We start from the raw sequence: 13,519 nt of genomic DNA, 5'->3' as shown, positions 1-13,519 counted from the left end.
AAAGCTTTTGTACCTGGTTTTGAGTTATCTGGACGAGGCCTGGGGAGCGCGAAAGCTCAGGGGATTTGCGGAAATCGAGACGGGGAGCTACAATGCTGGCCGGACACAATAAACGAGACACTATGAAAAATCCCCTCAAGGCCTCTTGTTTTTTGAGGACTCATTTAGGTAGAATCTGAGTAAAATCGAGATTAGGATATGCGCCATGAAAGCCAAGAGAGAAGCTGCTGCCGAAGGTTTGTACTCTCTTTCCGAGCTCGCAAAGGAAGCTCCTCCCCTTGAAGGAGTTCCCACAGGAGTTCCCGGCCTTGACTCACTTTTCTTCCGCCTGGCCTTCGAGAAGGATAAGCCCAAGAGGATTCCTCTCCCTGGCTTCCCTCGTTTTGCGGTAATTCACCTTACCGGGGTTCCGGATACCGGCAAATCCCTTATAGCCGAGCAGTTTGCGCTTACTCAAGCAAAAAGAGGGGAAAAGGTTCTCTTCGTCACCGTGGAGCTGCCGGGACCTTTCCTTGTCCAGAGCGTTCGCGAGCGAGCAAGGGTTCTTGATATCCCCTGGGAGAAAGCCACAGAGAACATTCTCCTTGTCGATGCAGCGAAGCATTTTGAGTTACGGGAGGATGTTCTTGCTCTTTCTGCCCTTATCGAACGGGTTGTGCAGCGGGAAAAAGTGCAGCACGTGGTTATCGATTCCATAACCGGTCTCTACGAAGGGAAGGAAATGATGGCTCGGAGCATTGTTCGAAGACTCTACCATACCGTGAAATCACTTTACCAGACGGCACTTTTTGTCTCTCAGAAACGGTCAAGTCACGAGGAAACCTCTGCAGAAGCAGCAGGAGGATACGCGGTTCCTCACATCGTGGACTGCACGATTGTTCTCTCTAAGTTTGTTGTGGCCACAAAACAAGCAAGTACTCTGTATGGAAGACCAGTGGGGGATGTTGTGCGAACTCTTCGGATTGATGGATGCAGAGTCTGCGGACACGATACGAGGACCTATCTTGCTGAGATTACCGAGGAGGGAGTTTTCTCCTTAAAGGGACCGCTCTTCCAGGAAGGGAGGGGTGAAGCGTGAAAGAAGTATCGCTTGAGAGCTTTGGAAAGTTTCGGAACATTGTGGAGGAAGAGTTGGCGTACCGGGTTTTCGAACGGAGCCTCCGTCTCCTTGGAGGACCGAGAAAGATTATCCTCTACCAGCGCCTAACATGGGTATCTTCCCTCCTTGAGGCTGCTTTAGTTCTCGTGCTCTATCGGGTCTTCGAGAAGACGCCGGAAGAAATTGCTGAGGAGCTCGGCATTAGTGTGCAGACGGTGCGGAACATCCTCCGGGCGGATCCTGAGAGAGCGCTCCAATACCTTGAGGAAAAACTCGAGGCAGAGGATAGGGAAACGAAAGGGGTTCATATTGCCGGAGGTTTGGCAAAGAAAGCCTTTGAGGAAATAGAAACCAGGGGATGGTAATGGCCTGAATTGTGACTTTGAAGAGGCAAGGGTTTGCGCTTTTTGAAGCCATTCTTGCAGTTGCAATTTCTTCCCTTCTTCTTGTTCTTACCGTTCCTGTCCTTTCCCGTCTCCGGGAAAAATTACTCCTTCTCGGTACAGCCTACCAGGTGGCAAGCGTCATTCGTCTGGCTCGTATTGAGGCCATAGAGGAAGGGATGCAGACAAGGGTTCTCTTTGACATTGTGGGCAATTCCGTGGTTTTCCGGGGGAAGAGGGGGTTAATGAGGCACAGAATGCCGGATGGCGTTTCTCTGTACACTACGAATTTTCCATCCCACGAGCTCTTGTTTTTCTCGCGGGGAACGCCCCAATGTGGAGGGACTGTTGTGCTGAGAACGAAAACAGAGCGAAAGTACGTTATTGTTGCTCCAGTCACGGGGAGGGTGCGTCTCAGTGACACACCACCACCGCCGATGTAAGGGGAACTACGGGGCAATGCTTCTTGGAAGTATTATGGCTCTGGGTTTTCTCCTTGCCCTTTTGGGGATTGCTCTTGCAGGGGTTCGAAATTCTGTGAAATTTCGGGAGCTGGCGGAACTGAAGACCGAGGCTCTGCTGCATGCTGTGAACACCATAGAAGCATTGAAGGTGGACGAGAACCCGGTGGCGTCATCAAGGAAGGAGGGGAGATGCATTGTTCGGTGGAATGTCCAGGAATTCACTCCCTCAACGTTCCTCCTTGAGGTTTTGGTGGAGAAGGAAAACGGGCAGAGGATTCTTGTACTGCGGACGCTCCGAAAGAAGAGGATTCATGCTCCTTGAGGTTCTTTTGAGTGTAACCATCGGTATGATGGTTATCTGTGGAGCTTTCGGGATTAGCGCTTGGTGTGTGAGGACTTTTGTCTCGAGTCTTGCGGATATCGAAGAGAAAGAGTATGCCCTTTCTGCGATACACGCTGTTTTCCACTTTGTACGGTATGGGAGTAACGTCGTACCCGTAGAGAAGGGGAAGAAGTTGCACGTTCTTTTGGGGAACAATTTGGTTACCTTGTACAGGTCTGGCGGTACCTTCTTTCTGGGCTACCAGAGAGGAACAACGGCAAACCCCCTTGCTGGGGATTGCACAGATGCAGTCTTTACTCTCTCCGGAAACCTTCTCCAGACGACCCTTGCCTTTAGGGACAGAACTTATGTTCTTGAAGTTGCGCCGGAATACTTTACGAAATAGAGAAAGAGGAAACGTTTCCATTGTGGCCTGTATTTTTGTTCTTTTTGTTGCCTCTTTCCTTGTTCCTTTCTTCTCAGAAGTTGCTCTCCATGGTCGCGTTGTTGCATCTTACGTTGAAGAGTGCCGGAGGGAGTATGAGAGAGAAGGTGTTCTCGTCGAGGCGGTAGCCCTTCTTGAGGAAAGGGGTAAGGGGTTTACGGGAGAGGATATTCCCTCAGTTTTTGTGCCTTCCTACACCTTCACTATCAGTAGTGATACAATTACTGTAAAACCAAAGGGGGGTACAACCGTAGTACTTCAAGCCCGGATTCGGTGGGAAGGGGATAGAGTTGTCGTGGTTGCAGCTGAAAACGAGTTCATTCGACCTTTCTTGAAGTGAGTGAAGAGCGTGCTTGGTATTGACACCGGTTCTTACTCCCTGAAATTTTGCCTGAGTGAGCGGCAAGGTTCGAGCTTTACGATTGAAAAGGTTGGAGAGCTTGTCATCTTTACAGGAGAAGCGGAGAATCCTGCATTTTCGCCATCGGATGTTCGCCTTTTCCTTCAGCGGAACCGCCTCCCAAAAGAGGCAGTGTTCTCCTTTTCCTATCCTCAGATGGTCTTGCAGCGGATGAATTTCCCCGAAATGTCTCCTGAAGAGCTTGAAAACGCAATTCAGTGGGAAGCCCATTCTCTTATCCCTGGAGAGGAGAGTTTCCAGGTGAGCTGGAGCATCCTCAAAAGAGACAATGGGAGTATGGATGTGCTCTTTGCCGCCGTTCCTTCACCTGCTGTAGAGGCGTACGTGGACACTTTTGCCCGGGCCGGGATATGGGTAGAAGCCGTAGAGCCCCATGTTATGAGCCTCACAAAGGGTTTCCTAAGCCTTCATCCGGAACTTTTTGAAGTTGCTTTCACCTTGGTTGATGTGGGCTTTGAGAAAACCACAATCGTTTGCTTCGGGGACCAGAACGTTCTCTTTTCCCGGAATTTTGGTTGGGGTATGCGAAAAATCTGGGATGTTCTCCAGAAGAAATTCCATCTTTCTCCAGTGGAAACGCTTGAAATTCTCCGCCGAAGCGAAGCTCCGTATCAACTTGAGGAGGCTGTACCCTTAGCTTCACAGGATCTCTTTCTCGAACTCAAGCGTTCCTTCACCTTTTTCCAGGCAGAGTTTGGGTCTCGCTTACTCGAGAAGATTTTCCTTTCAGGTGGCGGAGCGCTGTGTAAACCCCTTCGAGACTACCTGAGCGAGGGGCTTTCTCTAACCTTTCAACCGTTGCGACCACTTTTTCTTGAAGGCAAGGAGTCAATCCCTTCAGAGCGATTTCTTGCAGCGGTGGGAGCATCGCTATGGAAGTGAGAGTCCCCTATCGAGTTGCCCTCAATCTCCTTCCCAAAAAGTACGTTGCTCGAAGGACTCCAAATTGGATTCGGCTCTTTTTCGTCATTGTGCTACTGGTGTTCTCATCTTTCTACCTTTTTTCCTATGGCCTTTTGAGCATACGGGTTGAAGCCCTCAGTCAGGAGGTTGGAACACTGCAGCTTCAGGTAGCTCGCCTTCGAGAAGAGGAGCAGAGACTCAGGAAGGTTCAGGAGGAGGTTGCCCGGGTTGAGGAACGGGTTCATCTCCTTGAGTCGCTTGTCAAGAGAGAACAGGATTGGCTCCGGTTCTTTGTGGTTCTTGAGGAAAACATGCCTTCTGACCTCGCTCTTTCGGAAATCCGTTGCTCTTCGGAGAAGGTTGAGTGTCGGGGTCGGGCAAGGACCGTGGCAAGCATTGCAGAATTCATAAGCGGTCTTTCCCAGCACTCGGAACTTTTTGCAAATGTGGAGTTCACCTCGCTTGCTCTTGGCAGAGACAATCTCTATGAGTTTGGCCTGATGCTGGAGCTGAAGGGTCGATGAGAATCCAAAACCACTGGGCAGTATACCTCCTCCTCTGGACAGGTTGCCTCTTTGGTTTTCTGTACTTTGCACTCTTTCCCCTGCAAGACCGGTTTCGAAGCCTCGAGGAAGAGAGGAAGAGGCTCCACCAGGAGGTGACTGCTCTCGAGAAGAGAGTGGCAGAGCTGCGGAGGCTGGAGAAAAAACTCGAGGATCTCGAGAGCCTTGTACAGGTTCTTTCGCGCCGTCTCCCCGAGGAGAAGGACATTCCGGACCTCCTCATCATCGTCGAAGACGCTGCCTTCCTTTCCTCTCTTGAACTCCTCTCTTTGAAACCCGAGCCGTTGCAGCCCCAAGAAGGCTACACGGAAATACCCTTCTCTGGTTCGGTTCGAACCTCTTTCCACAGCTTTCTTTCCTTCCTCAACTACCTCCGTCAGTCTCCTCGTCTCATCCAGGTCCAGGGGTTTTCTTTCCAGAGTGAGCAGGAAGCTTTCCGAGTGGACTTCTCCCTTTCCACCTATCTCCTCGGGGGGCAGAAGAAAAAATGAAGGGAAGGGATGTGTTTTTCATTATAGCTCTGGCTTCTGCGGTTGGGGTTCTTGGTTTTTGGAGCCTCCGTCTTGTTGAAGTGCTCCAGGCGTCTTCCTTGCCTGTTCCGGAAAACCCAGGGGCAAGGGGACTTGTTTTTTCTCTCCCCGAATCTCCCGAAGTCACCCAAAAGGAAATTTTTCTCGCCCCTCTTGGGGAGGAAGAGATTGCGAACCTGCGAGACATCTTTGTTTTTGAAGAAGCTCCTTCAGCCTTTGGAGGAGAAGAGGTGGTGGTCTCTTCCGGAGTTCCTGAGGAGGAGGTATTTCCCACTATTACCATCAAGGGTGTTGTTCTGTCTCCCAAAAATCAGGTTGTCGTAGTGGAGGTTGACGGGGAAATTTTCTTCCTCACACCTGAAAAGCCCTTGTCAGGGGAGCTCAGGTTGGTTAAAGTAGACAAAAAGCAAGTTGTGCTTACATATCAGGGGAGGGAATTCGTATTTTCGCTCGAAGAATAGTACTTTTTGCGCTCCTTTGCCTTAGCCTTTTCGTCTCTCCGGCATTGCCTCTTGAGCTTCGGGATTTCTTCTTCCGGGCCGATAGCAATGAAATCAAGCTCACTTTTAAGTTCGACGCTCCCTGTACCTGGGAGGATGTCTCTCCCGATCCGTACCACGTTGTCCTTGATATTGCTGGAGCCAAAAGAGGGGTTCCCTATGCCGAGCGGCCGATGCATATTGGCCCGGTGCAGAGTATTATCTTCCGGGAAGAGGAGGGGAACCTCAGAATCTGGATAGAGCTGAAGGATTCTGTCCCTTACGAGGTGTACGACGAAGCAGGTGGTCGGCTCGTGAGTGTCCTCTTCAAGGGTCCTTTTGCTCCCCCGGGAGAGGAAGAACGCTTCTCCTTTAGTTTCCGAGATGCCGATATCAGGGACGTTCTCCTTGCCCTTGCCAAGGCTAAAGGTGTGAATATCGTCGTGGATGACTCTGTGCAGGGAACCATTACGCTCTCCTTTGAAAACCTCACTTTCGAGCAGGCCTTGGGATACATTCTCACCATGAAGGGACTTGGTCAGGTGCGCTTTGGGAACAACATTATCGTGGCGGAGAAGAGTAAGCTTGAGGAGAACTTTGGGCTTCTGAGGATTCAGCGGTTTCCCTTGAAGAGCATCGATCCCGAGAAAGCAAAAGAAATTATTAGCCTCATCGTTCCACCAGAACGCGTTGCTGTTGACACCGTAGGTCGAGCACTTGTCATTCGGGGAAGGGAGGAGGAGTTCCAGAAAGTTGCGGAAACTCTGGAGAAAATAGACGTTGCCCTCGAGACAAGAGTTTTTTACCTTTCCAATAACATCTACGAAGACGAGGAGCAGCTTAAGAAAGTTAGAGAACTCCTCAAGATTGTTATACCCGAGGAGGAACGGGTGAACTACGACTTTGCCCAGAAAGCTTTCGTCGTTCGGGGAACTCCAGAGGAAATGAAGGCCGTTGCAGAGTTGCTCTCTAATCTCGACCGGAAACTCCCTCAAGTCATGATCGATGCAAAGCTTGTGGAAATTAACCGAGAGAAAGTAAAAGACCTTGGGGTAACCTGGACCGTCGGTGGAAAGGAAGGGGAAATCACCTTTGGGGAACTCAGCATCGGTGGACCTATGGAGCGCCAGGACCTTGTGGAAATGACCATTAAAGCCTTGGAGAAGAAGAATCTGGCAAGATTAGTTGGAAACCCGAGGATTCTGACGTTGAGTGGTAAGACGGCAACAATTCATGTGGGAGACGCTATCCCTTACCGCGATCTTGAAATCGATGAGGAAGGACGTCTTATTCCGGGAAAACTGCAATTTCTGGAGGTAGGAATCACCCTTAAGGTAACCCCAGTTCTTACCCAGGAAGGGACAGTTGTGGTCCATGCCAAGCCTGAAGTAAGCACCTATATCGAGCGAGAGTACGTTTTGGCTGGCTTGACATTTAGGGATCCCCAGAAGACGGTCAAAAACGCCGATACCACTGCCCGGCTACGTCCTGGAGAAACTTTGGTCATCGGCGGGCTCATCCGGAGCGAGGACATCGAGAGAATCACCCGAATACCTATCCTCAGCGAGCTTCCTCTCCTCGGAAACCTCTTTGTGCTTCGGAGCAGGACCCACAAGGAGACGGAGCTCGTTGTCTTCCTCACTCCTCACGTCATTGAGTACTGAAGGAGGGAAAGGATGAGGAGGAAAGCATTTTTTATCTGCCTTACCGTGAGCGTGGCGGCTTTGCTCTTTCTTTTTCTCCCAGGTTGCGGCTGGTTTTCGGATAACCCTATGTTTCCCAAGGCAAAGGTGAGTATCGTCGCAGATGTGAAGGTTTCCTCTCTTTCTGCGGCACTTGCAGGGGAAACTGATTCTGAGTCTGATTCCGATTCTGATTCTGAGTCCGGGTTCTCGAGAAACTGGGGATGGACTGAGTTCACCTTTACTCCTTTGAACAGAGTCGGAGTGAAAATCACTCAATGCCGCTTAGAGTATAAAAAGACCGATGGAACAGCGCTTGCGTCGTTGACGAGAACTATAGAGATGAGTATCGACGTTATTCCTCCCCAAACGCCCATGGCCTCTGTTGCCGGTGTAGAAACTGCCTCTGTGAAATGGTCGGTTGACCTCCTCCCGCCGGATGTGGAGGCGTACCTGAGGTCAAACCGCATACCTGGGGTGATTGTCAGCGTAACCTTTTACGGCGTGGATTATGCGACGCACTCGGTGCAGTATCGAGGGGGAGACCTTGCGTTCAGCATACTCGAGGGCTTGCTTGATTTAACGCTTGAGTTTTTCTGTAGTGCAGCTGACTGTCCCGCCGGTTGTTCCGATTCGTTCCGTGTTGGCTGCTATCTAAAGGTGGACGATGCTTCAATGGTTACGAAAGTGGTGTTCTCTATCAACGGTGAACCTGCAGGGGTAGATACAACGCCGCCCTTTATATCGGAGAGCGTACCAGTGAGCCTCAGCGATACCGTTGCTGCTGTCGCCGTGGTGTACGACATCAACGGGGGCGTGTTGACGGTAACCACCAAGAGGGAAGAAGTGCAAGAAATATGCCAGCCTGAATCTGATTGAGAAATCCCGTGCGTTCCGGTATCGCCCTTCTTGGTTTCATGGGATGTGGCAAGACCACTGTTGGCCAAAGGGTGGCGGAGATAACCGGCTGGCGGTTCTACGACACCGATAGAGTCATCGAAGAACGAGTGGGTCTTTCCATTCCGGAAATCTTCTCTCGCTACGGTGAGGAGTATTTTCGTGAACTCGAAACAGAAGTCCTTGAGGAACTGGTGAAAGAGCGAAATCTTGTCCTTGCCACCGGTGGGGGTCTTCCGTTGCGAGAGAGGAATAGGGCCATTCTCTGGGAACACTTCCTGACCGTCTTCCTTCGCGTTTCCTTCCCCCTTCTTTTTGAACGTATCCGGGGAAGTTCGCATCGTCCCCTCCTCAGGAAGTACGCAACCTTTGAAGAGCTCGAGGCTCTCTACTTAGCGAGACTTCCCTACTACGAGAAGGCCCATGTTATAATTGATGCGGATTTCTTGACCGAAGAGGAAGTGGCCAGGGAGATTATCCGTCGTGCGCGAGATTGTGGTGTCCTTACCTGAGGGAAGAACGTACCGAGTGCTCATCGATGCCTCCCTCTTTTCCTGGGATGGGTGGCTATCTCGTATCCTCTTTCCTTCCCCTCGGGGTGTCATACTCACGAATGACCGGGTGGGGGAACTTTATGCGGAGAAGGTGCAGGAGTTCTTTGCCCGTCATGGATATACTGTTGACACTATTGCTATCCCTGATGGAGAGGAGCATAAGAACCTCAAGACCGTTGAAGAAGTGTACCACAGGCTCCTTGCCCTTGACCTTGACCGGAAATCCTTCCTCCTTACCCTTGGGGGAGGAGTGGTTACAGACCTTGGGGGATTTGTGGCCTCGACATTTCTTCGGGGCATTGCGTACTACCAAATCCCCACAAGCCTTCTTGCTCAGGTGGACAGTTCCGTAGGCGGGAAAACGGGAGTAAACCTTGAGGAGGGGAAGAATCTCGTCGGGACTTTCTACCAGCCCTCGGGAGTTCTTGTGGACCTTTCCTTTCTCTCTACCCTTCCGGAGCGGGAGTATCGGGAAGGCCTTGCTGAAGTGGTAAAGGCAGCGCTCCTTGAAGGGGAAGAGTTCGTGTCTTTTCTTCTCGCCAACAGAAGGGAAATCCTGCAAAGAGAAGAGCGTGTTCTTGAGGAGACGGTTGCGAGAGCCATTGCCTACAAGAAGGGGATTGTTGAGAGGGATGAAAAGGAGAAGGGTTTACGAAGTGTCCTCAATTATGGGCACACCATAGGGCATGCCCTTGAGAAGGCCACAGGATATGGGGTTCTCCGTCATGGGGAAGCAGTCGGTGTAGGAATGCTTGGGGAAGCAATCCTGGCGGTGAGGATTGGAGTGAGTACTGAAAAGATGTGTGATTTGCAGAGGAGGATGCTTGAGGAGTTTGGGCTTCCTCTCCGGGTTCCTCGAAAAGTTGGAGCAGAGGAATTTCTCTCTGCCCTTCGGAGGGATAAAAAGAAGGGAGGAGGGAAGGTGCGCTTTACCCTTCTTGAGTGTCCGGGAAAGCCGATTTTAGGGGTAGAAGTGGAAGAAGAGATGGTGCTTCAGATTCTTCCAGAACTCTGTGAGGTGCAGGTGTGAGACTCCTTTGCATCCTTGGGCCGAATCTGAATCTTCTTGGAGAACGAGAGCGGAATATCTACGGGACGCTTTCGTTTAAAGAGCTGGTCAGTCTCCTTGCGGAAGAGGCGAAACGACGAGGAATGGAGTTAGAGGTTTTTCAGTCGAACCACGAGGGAGCAATCATTGACAAGATTCACGAAGCACGGGGAAAGTGGGATGGAATCATCATTAATCCTGGAGCGTATACTCACTACAGTATTGCCATAAGGGATGCTCTGAAAGCGGTGGGTATTCCAGCTATTGAAGTCCATATGTCGAACATTTACGCTCGGGAAGAGTTTCGTCACCATTCGGTTACTGCGCCGGTCTGCTGGGGACAAATTACCGGCCTTGGGTATTTTGGGTACATTCTGGCGATGGAAGCTTTTGTGCTGAGGGGGAGAGGAAATGGTGTTCAAGAGACGTCTTGAGCGGTTGCAAGAGACACTGGAAGCTCCACTCCTTGTTCTCTCCCCGGGGAATCTCTTCTACCTCTCGGGGTTTCGCGGGTCACTGGGGTTTTTGCTTGTGCCCCCCGAGGGTAAGCCCTTTTTCTTCTGCGATGGGAGGTACGCCATCCAAAGCCGTGAGGAGCTTGCCATAGAGGCAGAGATTGTAGAATTTGAGCACGATGTGGTGGAAGCTATATGCGATGTCTTTTTCTCCCTTCACTTTGATCGTCTCACCGTTGAGGATGCAGCAAGCGTGAGTTTTGCCCGTCGCTTTGAGGAGAAACGATGTCCTGTTTCTTTCTCTCCCTCTCCGGTGTATACTTTTCGTGCTGTTAAGGACGAAGAAGAGCTCAGAATCATTCAACGGGCCATCGCGATTGCAGAAAATGCCTTTCGAAAGGTGCTTCCCTTTATCCAGGAAGGAGTAGAGGAGAGGGATATTGCCGCTGAACTTGAGTACGAGATGCGAAAGCTTGGGGGTGAAGGGGTAGCCTTTCCGACTATTGTGGCTTTTGGGAAGCGGAGTTCCCTTCCCCATGCCCGTCCGACTTCCTGCAAGGTCGAGAAGGGGAAGTGGGTCCTGATTGATTGGGGAGTACGGGTCGATGGGTACTGTGCGGATCTCACAAGAGTTATCCCGGTGGGTGAGGTTACAGACCCCCGCTTCGGAGAAATTCTTTCGGTTCTTCGTGAGGCACAGCAAATTGCCCTCTCCTCCCTTCGCGAGGGAGTGGAGGGAGGTCTTGTGGATCAGAAGGTACGAGAGTTCTTTCAAGAGAAGGGAATTGAACAGTACTTCACCCATAGCCTCGGACATGGAGTCGGCATCGATGTTCATGAAGAACCCAAGCTCAACACAAGGAGTAGGACTGTGCTTCGTTCAGGGATGGTTGTGACTGTTGAGCCCGGAATATACATTCCCGAATGGGGTGGCGTGCGTCTTGAACACATGGTGCTTATCACCGAGCACGGTTGTGAGACCTTAGATACACTCCCTGAAACTTTCTTTTAGGGAAGGAGGCGAAAACGATGCCCGATTTCATCTCGAGTAACGATCTCCGAGTGGGAACCTGCATCGAGGTCGATGGGAACCTCTACATTGTGACGGCTTTCCAACACACAAAAGTCGGCAAATGGGGGGCTATTATTAAGACAAAGCTTAAGGACCTGAATACCGGGCTTGTGGTGGAGCGAAGCTTCAGGGCAGGTGAGAAGGTCGCTCGAGCTCTACTTGAGGGGAAGAAAGCCCAGTTCATGTACCGTTCTGGGTCGGATTTCCATTTCCTCAACCTCGAGACGTATGAAGAGGTTGTCCTTCCCGAGGAGATTGTGGGCGAGAACCAGGATTTCCTCGTTGAAAATCTCGAGGTAGAACTCCTCGTGTACGAGGGGAGATACATCGCAGTGAATGTCCCTCCCTTTGTGGACCTTGAAGTCGTTGACACACCACCTGGGGTTCGAGGAGATACTGCCTCTGGGGGTTCAAAACCGGCAACGCTTGAGACAGGCCTTGTCATTCAGGTGCCCCTCTTTGTTAACCGGGGGGATCGTGTGCGTATTGACACGCGGACGCGGGAGTACTTGGAGCGGGTGTAGAGGGGTGGTGGATTGCGGGGTTTTGAGGTCCTTCTTGAGGACGGAAGAATCCTGTACTCTCCCAGGGTTCTCCAAAAGCTTGTGGAACAGGTGTTGCAAAGTATTAGCGGTGTAGGTTCTCTTGAGAAAAGTCCTGAGGAGAGTATCCGTGTCGAGGCACGAAAGGAGTTTGTGTCTCTCAATCTCTTCCTCATTTTTACCCTTGAGCGGAGGGTACCCGAGACAGCCTGGGAAGTCCAGAAGAAAATCAAGGAAAAAATCGAAAAAGAGACTCTCCTCAAAGTAGAACACATTAACATCTATGTGCAGGGCTTTGAAGCCGGGAGGGTGGGAGCCTTTTCCCTCCAAGGGGTCAAAGGGACATGAGGAGGAAGGCTCGAGAGCTGGCTCTGCGGGTCCTTTTTGAGAAGGATTTGCGTCGGAGAAGGGTTGACGATATTCTCCCTTACGTGTCTTTGCCGCCTTCCTGGGATGAGGATACCCGGAACTTCTTCCTAACCCTGGTTAGGGGAGTTGAGGAGAAGGAGAGGGAAATCGACCAGCTGATTTCAGAAGTGACCGAGGAATGGCCACTCCACCGCATGGCGACTATTGATCGAAACATCCTCCGTATTGCTACGTATGAGATCTTCTTTTTACCTGAAGTACCATCCAGTGTCTCCATCAATGAAGCCGTGGAGTTGGGGAAAAAGTATGGTACGGAGGAGTCTGGAAAGTTTGTGAATGGGGTTTTAGGCCGCTTGGTGCGACAGCTTGAGAAGAGTAAGAAAGCCTAAAGGAGTTAAGAAGAATGAGTGTTGAGGAACTCCTTGCAAGAAATGCCCAGCTTGTTGAGGAATTCACAAGGGAGCATCTCCCGCGCACGGGGGTTCCCCAGATTCTCTGGGATTCAGTGGTGTACGGGGCGACCGGAGGGAAAAAGCTCAGAGCTTCACTTCTTTTTGCTACTGCTCAGGCCTATGGTATTCCCGAAGAAAAGGTGCTTCCTTTAGCGGCAGGAATTGAGATGATTCATTCCTTCTCCCTGGTGCACGACGATCTCCCCTGTATGGACAACGACGATTTCCGGAGAGGGAAGCCGAGCCTCCACAGGGCCTTTGGGGAAGCCATGGGAGTTCTTGCTGGGGACGCTCTCCTTGTGGAAGGGTTTCGGATGTTTGTGGGGGATCGGGTGTTTCTTAAGACCTTTGGTACCCGTAAGGTCACCGCTATCTTGCAGGTGCTTCTTGAGGCTCTGGGCAATCAAGGAATGGTTGGTGGACAGGTTCTCGATCTCCTCTACCAGGGTAAGGAGGTAACTGAGCAGGAAGTGTTCGAGATATACCATCGCAAAACTGCCCGTTTCATTCAGGCTCCGATTCTCTGCGGAGGGATTCTCGGAGGCGCCCCCAGAAAGGAGAGGAATCTTCTTGCTCGCTTTGGACTCCTTCTTGGGGAATGTTTCCAGATAAAGGATGACCTCCTCGATGTTACGCAGGAAAGCGCTCGTCTTGGGAAGACTGCGGGAAAGGATTTGGTGCAGGGGAAAGCAACCCTTGTTCGGGTGTGGGGCATAGCAAAGGCAGAAAAAATCATGAACGATCTCTTCGAGAGAGCCTGCCACATTCTTGTCTCTCTGCCTCGGGATTTTACAACGCTTCTTGCTCTATCGCACTTTGTTGTTACCAGGGACCGCTGA

Annotated in this window: 20 protein-coding genes; all 20 read left to right on the top strand. The window is 51.2% G+C overall.

Annotated features, from left to right (window positions below):
* The first annotated feature begins 205 nt into the window (after positions 1 to 205).
* Positions 206 to 1,078 carry a KaiC domain-containing protein gene (locus H5U36_00595; GenBank protein MBC7216688.1) on the top strand — a complete coding sequence of 291 codons (873 nt, stop codon included), beginning with the start codon at positions 206 to 208 and terminating at the stop codon, positions 1,076 to 1,078.
* Entirely contained in the window at positions 1,075 to 1,464 is a 390-nt protein-coding gene (locus H5U36_00590; protein MBC7216687.1) for a helix-turn-helix domain-containing protein, read from the top strand. Before H5U36_00595 ends, H5U36_00590 begins: the two co-directional genes overlap by 4 nt.
* 8 nt (positions 1,465 to 1,472) lie before the next feature.
* Complete coding sequence (locus H5U36_00585) at positions 1,473 to 1,925, top strand: GspH/FimT family protein (protein MBC7216686.1); 453 nt, start codon at positions 1,473 to 1,475, stop codon at positions 1,923 to 1,925.
* A gap of 16 nt (positions 1,926 to 1,941) precedes the next feature.
* On the top strand, positions 1,942 to 2,268 hold the full coding sequence (locus H5U36_00580; GenBank protein MBC7216685.1) for a hypothetical protein: 327 nt from the start codon (positions 1,942 to 1,944) through the stop codon (positions 2,266 to 2,268).
* Positions 2,258 to 2,674, top strand: coding sequence for a hypothetical protein (locus tag H5U36_00575; protein ID MBC7216684.1), 417 nt, complete (start codon positions 2,258 to 2,260; stop codon positions 2,672 to 2,674). Before H5U36_00580 ends, H5U36_00575 begins: the two co-directional genes overlap by 11 nt.
* A gap of 31 nt (positions 2,675 to 2,705) precedes the next feature.
* Positions 2,706 to 3,053 (top strand): hypothetical protein, encoded by a 348-nt coding sequence (locus tag H5U36_00570; protein MBC7216683.1) that lies wholly within the window; start codon positions 2,706 to 2,708, stop codon positions 3,051 to 3,053.
* A 9-nt stretch (positions 3,054 to 3,062) separates the two neighbouring features.
* A complete protein-coding gene (gene pilM / locus H5U36_00565) occupies positions 3,063 to 4,016 on the top strand; it encodes a pilus assembly protein PilM (GenBank protein MBC7216682.1) in 954 nt (317 codons plus the stop codon).
* Positions 4,007 to 4,561: a PilN domain-containing protein gene (locus H5U36_00560; GenBank protein MBC7216681.1), complete on the top strand. Its 555-nt coding sequence runs from the start codon at positions 4,007 to 4,009 to the stop codon at positions 4,559 to 4,561. Before pilM ends, H5U36_00560 begins: the two co-directional genes overlap by 10 nt.
* Positions 4,558 to 5,091, top strand: coding sequence for a type 4a pilus biogenesis protein PilO (gene pilO, locus H5U36_00555; protein MBC7216680.1), 534 nt, complete (start codon positions 4,558 to 4,560; stop codon positions 5,089 to 5,091). Before H5U36_00560 ends, pilO begins: the two co-directional genes overlap by 4 nt.
* Positions 5,088 to 5,591, top strand: a complete 504-nt coding sequence (locus tag H5U36_00550) for a hypothetical protein (GenBank protein ID MBC7216679.1) — start codon at positions 5,088 to 5,090, stop codon at positions 5,589 to 5,591. The genes pilO and H5U36_00550 overlap by 4 nt, the downstream gene beginning before the upstream one ends.
* Positions 5,592 to 5,803: 212 nt before the next feature.
* The gene (locus tag H5U36_00545; GenBank protein MBC7216678.1) at positions 5,804 to 7,273 is read left to right on the top strand and encodes a secretin and TonB N-terminal domain-containing protein; all 1,470 of its coding nucleotides are present in this window, start codon (positions 5,804 to 5,806) and stop codon (positions 7,271 to 7,273) included.
* A 12-nt stretch (positions 7,274 to 7,285) separates the two neighbouring features.
* The gene (locus H5U36_00540) at positions 7,286 to 8,170 is read left to right on the top strand and encodes a hypothetical protein (GenBank protein MBC7216677.1); all 885 of its coding nucleotides are present in this window, start codon (positions 7,286 to 7,288) and stop codon (positions 8,168 to 8,170) included.
* Between the two features lie 8 nt (positions 8,171 to 8,178).
* The gene (locus H5U36_00535; GenBank protein MBC7216676.1) at positions 8,179 to 8,700 is read left to right on the top strand and encodes a shikimate kinase; all 522 of its coding nucleotides are present in this window, start codon (positions 8,179 to 8,181) and stop codon (positions 8,698 to 8,700) included.
* On the top strand, positions 8,672 to 9,772 hold the full coding sequence (gene aroB / locus H5U36_00530; GenBank protein MBC7216675.1) for a 3-dehydroquinate synthase: 1,101 nt from the start codon (positions 8,672 to 8,674) through the stop codon (positions 9,770 to 9,772). The genes H5U36_00535 and aroB overlap by 29 nt, the downstream gene beginning before the upstream one ends.
* Positions 9,769 to 10,224: a type II 3-dehydroquinate dehydratase gene (aroQ, locus tag H5U36_00525; protein MBC7216674.1), complete on the top strand. Its 456-nt coding sequence runs from the start codon at positions 9,769 to 9,771 to the stop codon at positions 10,222 to 10,224. Before aroB ends, aroQ begins: the two co-directional genes overlap by 4 nt.
* Positions 10,202 to 11,257, top strand: coding sequence for an aminopeptidase P family protein (locus tag H5U36_00520; GenBank protein ID MBC7216673.1), 1,056 nt, complete (start codon positions 10,202 to 10,204; stop codon positions 11,255 to 11,257). Before aroQ ends, H5U36_00520 begins: the two co-directional genes overlap by 23 nt.
* Positions 11,258 to 11,274: 17 nt before the next feature.
* Positions 11,275 to 11,841, top strand: a complete 567-nt coding sequence (efp, locus tag H5U36_00515) for an elongation factor P (GenBank protein MBC7216672.1) — start codon at positions 11,275 to 11,277, stop codon at positions 11,839 to 11,841.
* A gap of 12 nt (positions 11,842 to 11,853) precedes the next feature.
* Positions 11,854 to 12,207 (top strand): Asp23/Gls24 family envelope stress response protein, encoded by a 354-nt coding sequence (locus H5U36_00510; protein ID MBC7216671.1) that lies wholly within the window; start codon positions 11,854 to 11,856, stop codon positions 12,205 to 12,207.
* Positions 12,204 to 12,617: a transcription antitermination factor NusB gene (gene nusB / locus H5U36_00505; GenBank protein ID MBC7216670.1), complete on the top strand. Its 414-nt coding sequence runs from the start codon at positions 12,204 to 12,206 to the stop codon at positions 12,615 to 12,617. Before H5U36_00510 ends, nusB begins: the two co-directional genes overlap by 4 nt.
* A 14-nt stretch (positions 12,618 to 12,631) precedes the next feature.
* Positions 12,632 to 13,519 (top strand): polyprenyl synthetase family protein, encoded by an 888-nt coding sequence (locus H5U36_00500; protein ID MBC7216669.1) that lies wholly within the window; start codon positions 12,632 to 12,634, stop codon positions 13,517 to 13,519.

It is taken from the genome of Candidatus Caldatribacterium sp., from assembly GCA_014359405.1.
Classification (GTDB): domain Bacteria; phylum Atribacterota; class Atribacteria; order Atribacterales; family Caldatribacteriaceae; genus Caldatribacterium; species Caldatribacterium oleiphilum.
The sequence above is the reverse complement of the archived record's forward strand: the minus strand, read 5'-3'. Positions and strand labels throughout refer to the sequence as shown.

Excerpts from the sequence above, each read along its gene's own strand:
- H5U36_00540 (MBC7216677.1), top strand. The coding sequence starts at position 7,286 with ATGAGGAGGAAAGCATTTTTTATCTGCCTTACCGTGAGCGTGGCGGCT.
- H5U36_00575 (MBC7216684.1), top strand. The coding sequence starts at position 2,258 with ATGCTCCTTGAGGTTCTTTTGAGTGTAACCATCGGTATGATGGTTATC.
- pilO (MBC7216680.1), top strand. The coding sequence starts at position 4,558 with ATGAGAATCCAAAACCACTGGGCAGTATACCTCCTCCTCTGGACAGGT.
- nusB (MBC7216670.1), top strand. The coding sequence starts at position 12,204 with ATGAGGAGGAAGGCTCGAGAGCTGGCTCTGCGGGTCCTTTTTGAGAAG.
- efp (MBC7216672.1), top strand. The coding sequence starts at position 11,275 with ATGCCCGATTTCATCTCGAGTAACGATCTCCGAGTGGGAACCTGCATC.
- H5U36_00520 (MBC7216673.1), top strand. The coding sequence starts at position 10,202 with ATGGTGTTCAAGAGACGTCTTGAGCGGTTGCAAGAGACACTGGAAGCT.
- H5U36_00560 (MBC7216681.1), top strand. The coding sequence starts at position 4,007 with ATGGAAGTGAGAGTCCCCTATCGAGTTGCCCTCAATCTCCTTCCCAAA.
- H5U36_00550 (MBC7216679.1), top strand. The coding sequence starts at position 5,088 with ATGAAGGGAAGGGATGTGTTTTTCATTATAGCTCTGGCTTCTGCGGTT.
- H5U36_00595 (MBC7216688.1), top strand. The coding sequence starts at position 206 with ATGAAAGCCAAGAGAGAAGCTGCTGCCGAAGGTTTGTACTCTCTTTCC.
- H5U36_00545 (MBC7216678.1), top strand. The coding sequence starts at position 5,804 with ATGCATATTGGCCCGGTGCAGAGTATTATCTTCCGGGAAGAGGAGGGG.
- H5U36_00500 (MBC7216669.1), top strand. The coding sequence starts at position 12,632 with ATGAGTGTTGAGGAACTCCTTGCAAGAAATGCCCAGCTTGTTGAGGAA.
- H5U36_00580 (MBC7216685.1), top strand. The coding sequence starts at position 1,942 with ATGCTTCTTGGAAGTATTATGGCTCTGGGTTTTCTCCTTGCCCTTTTG.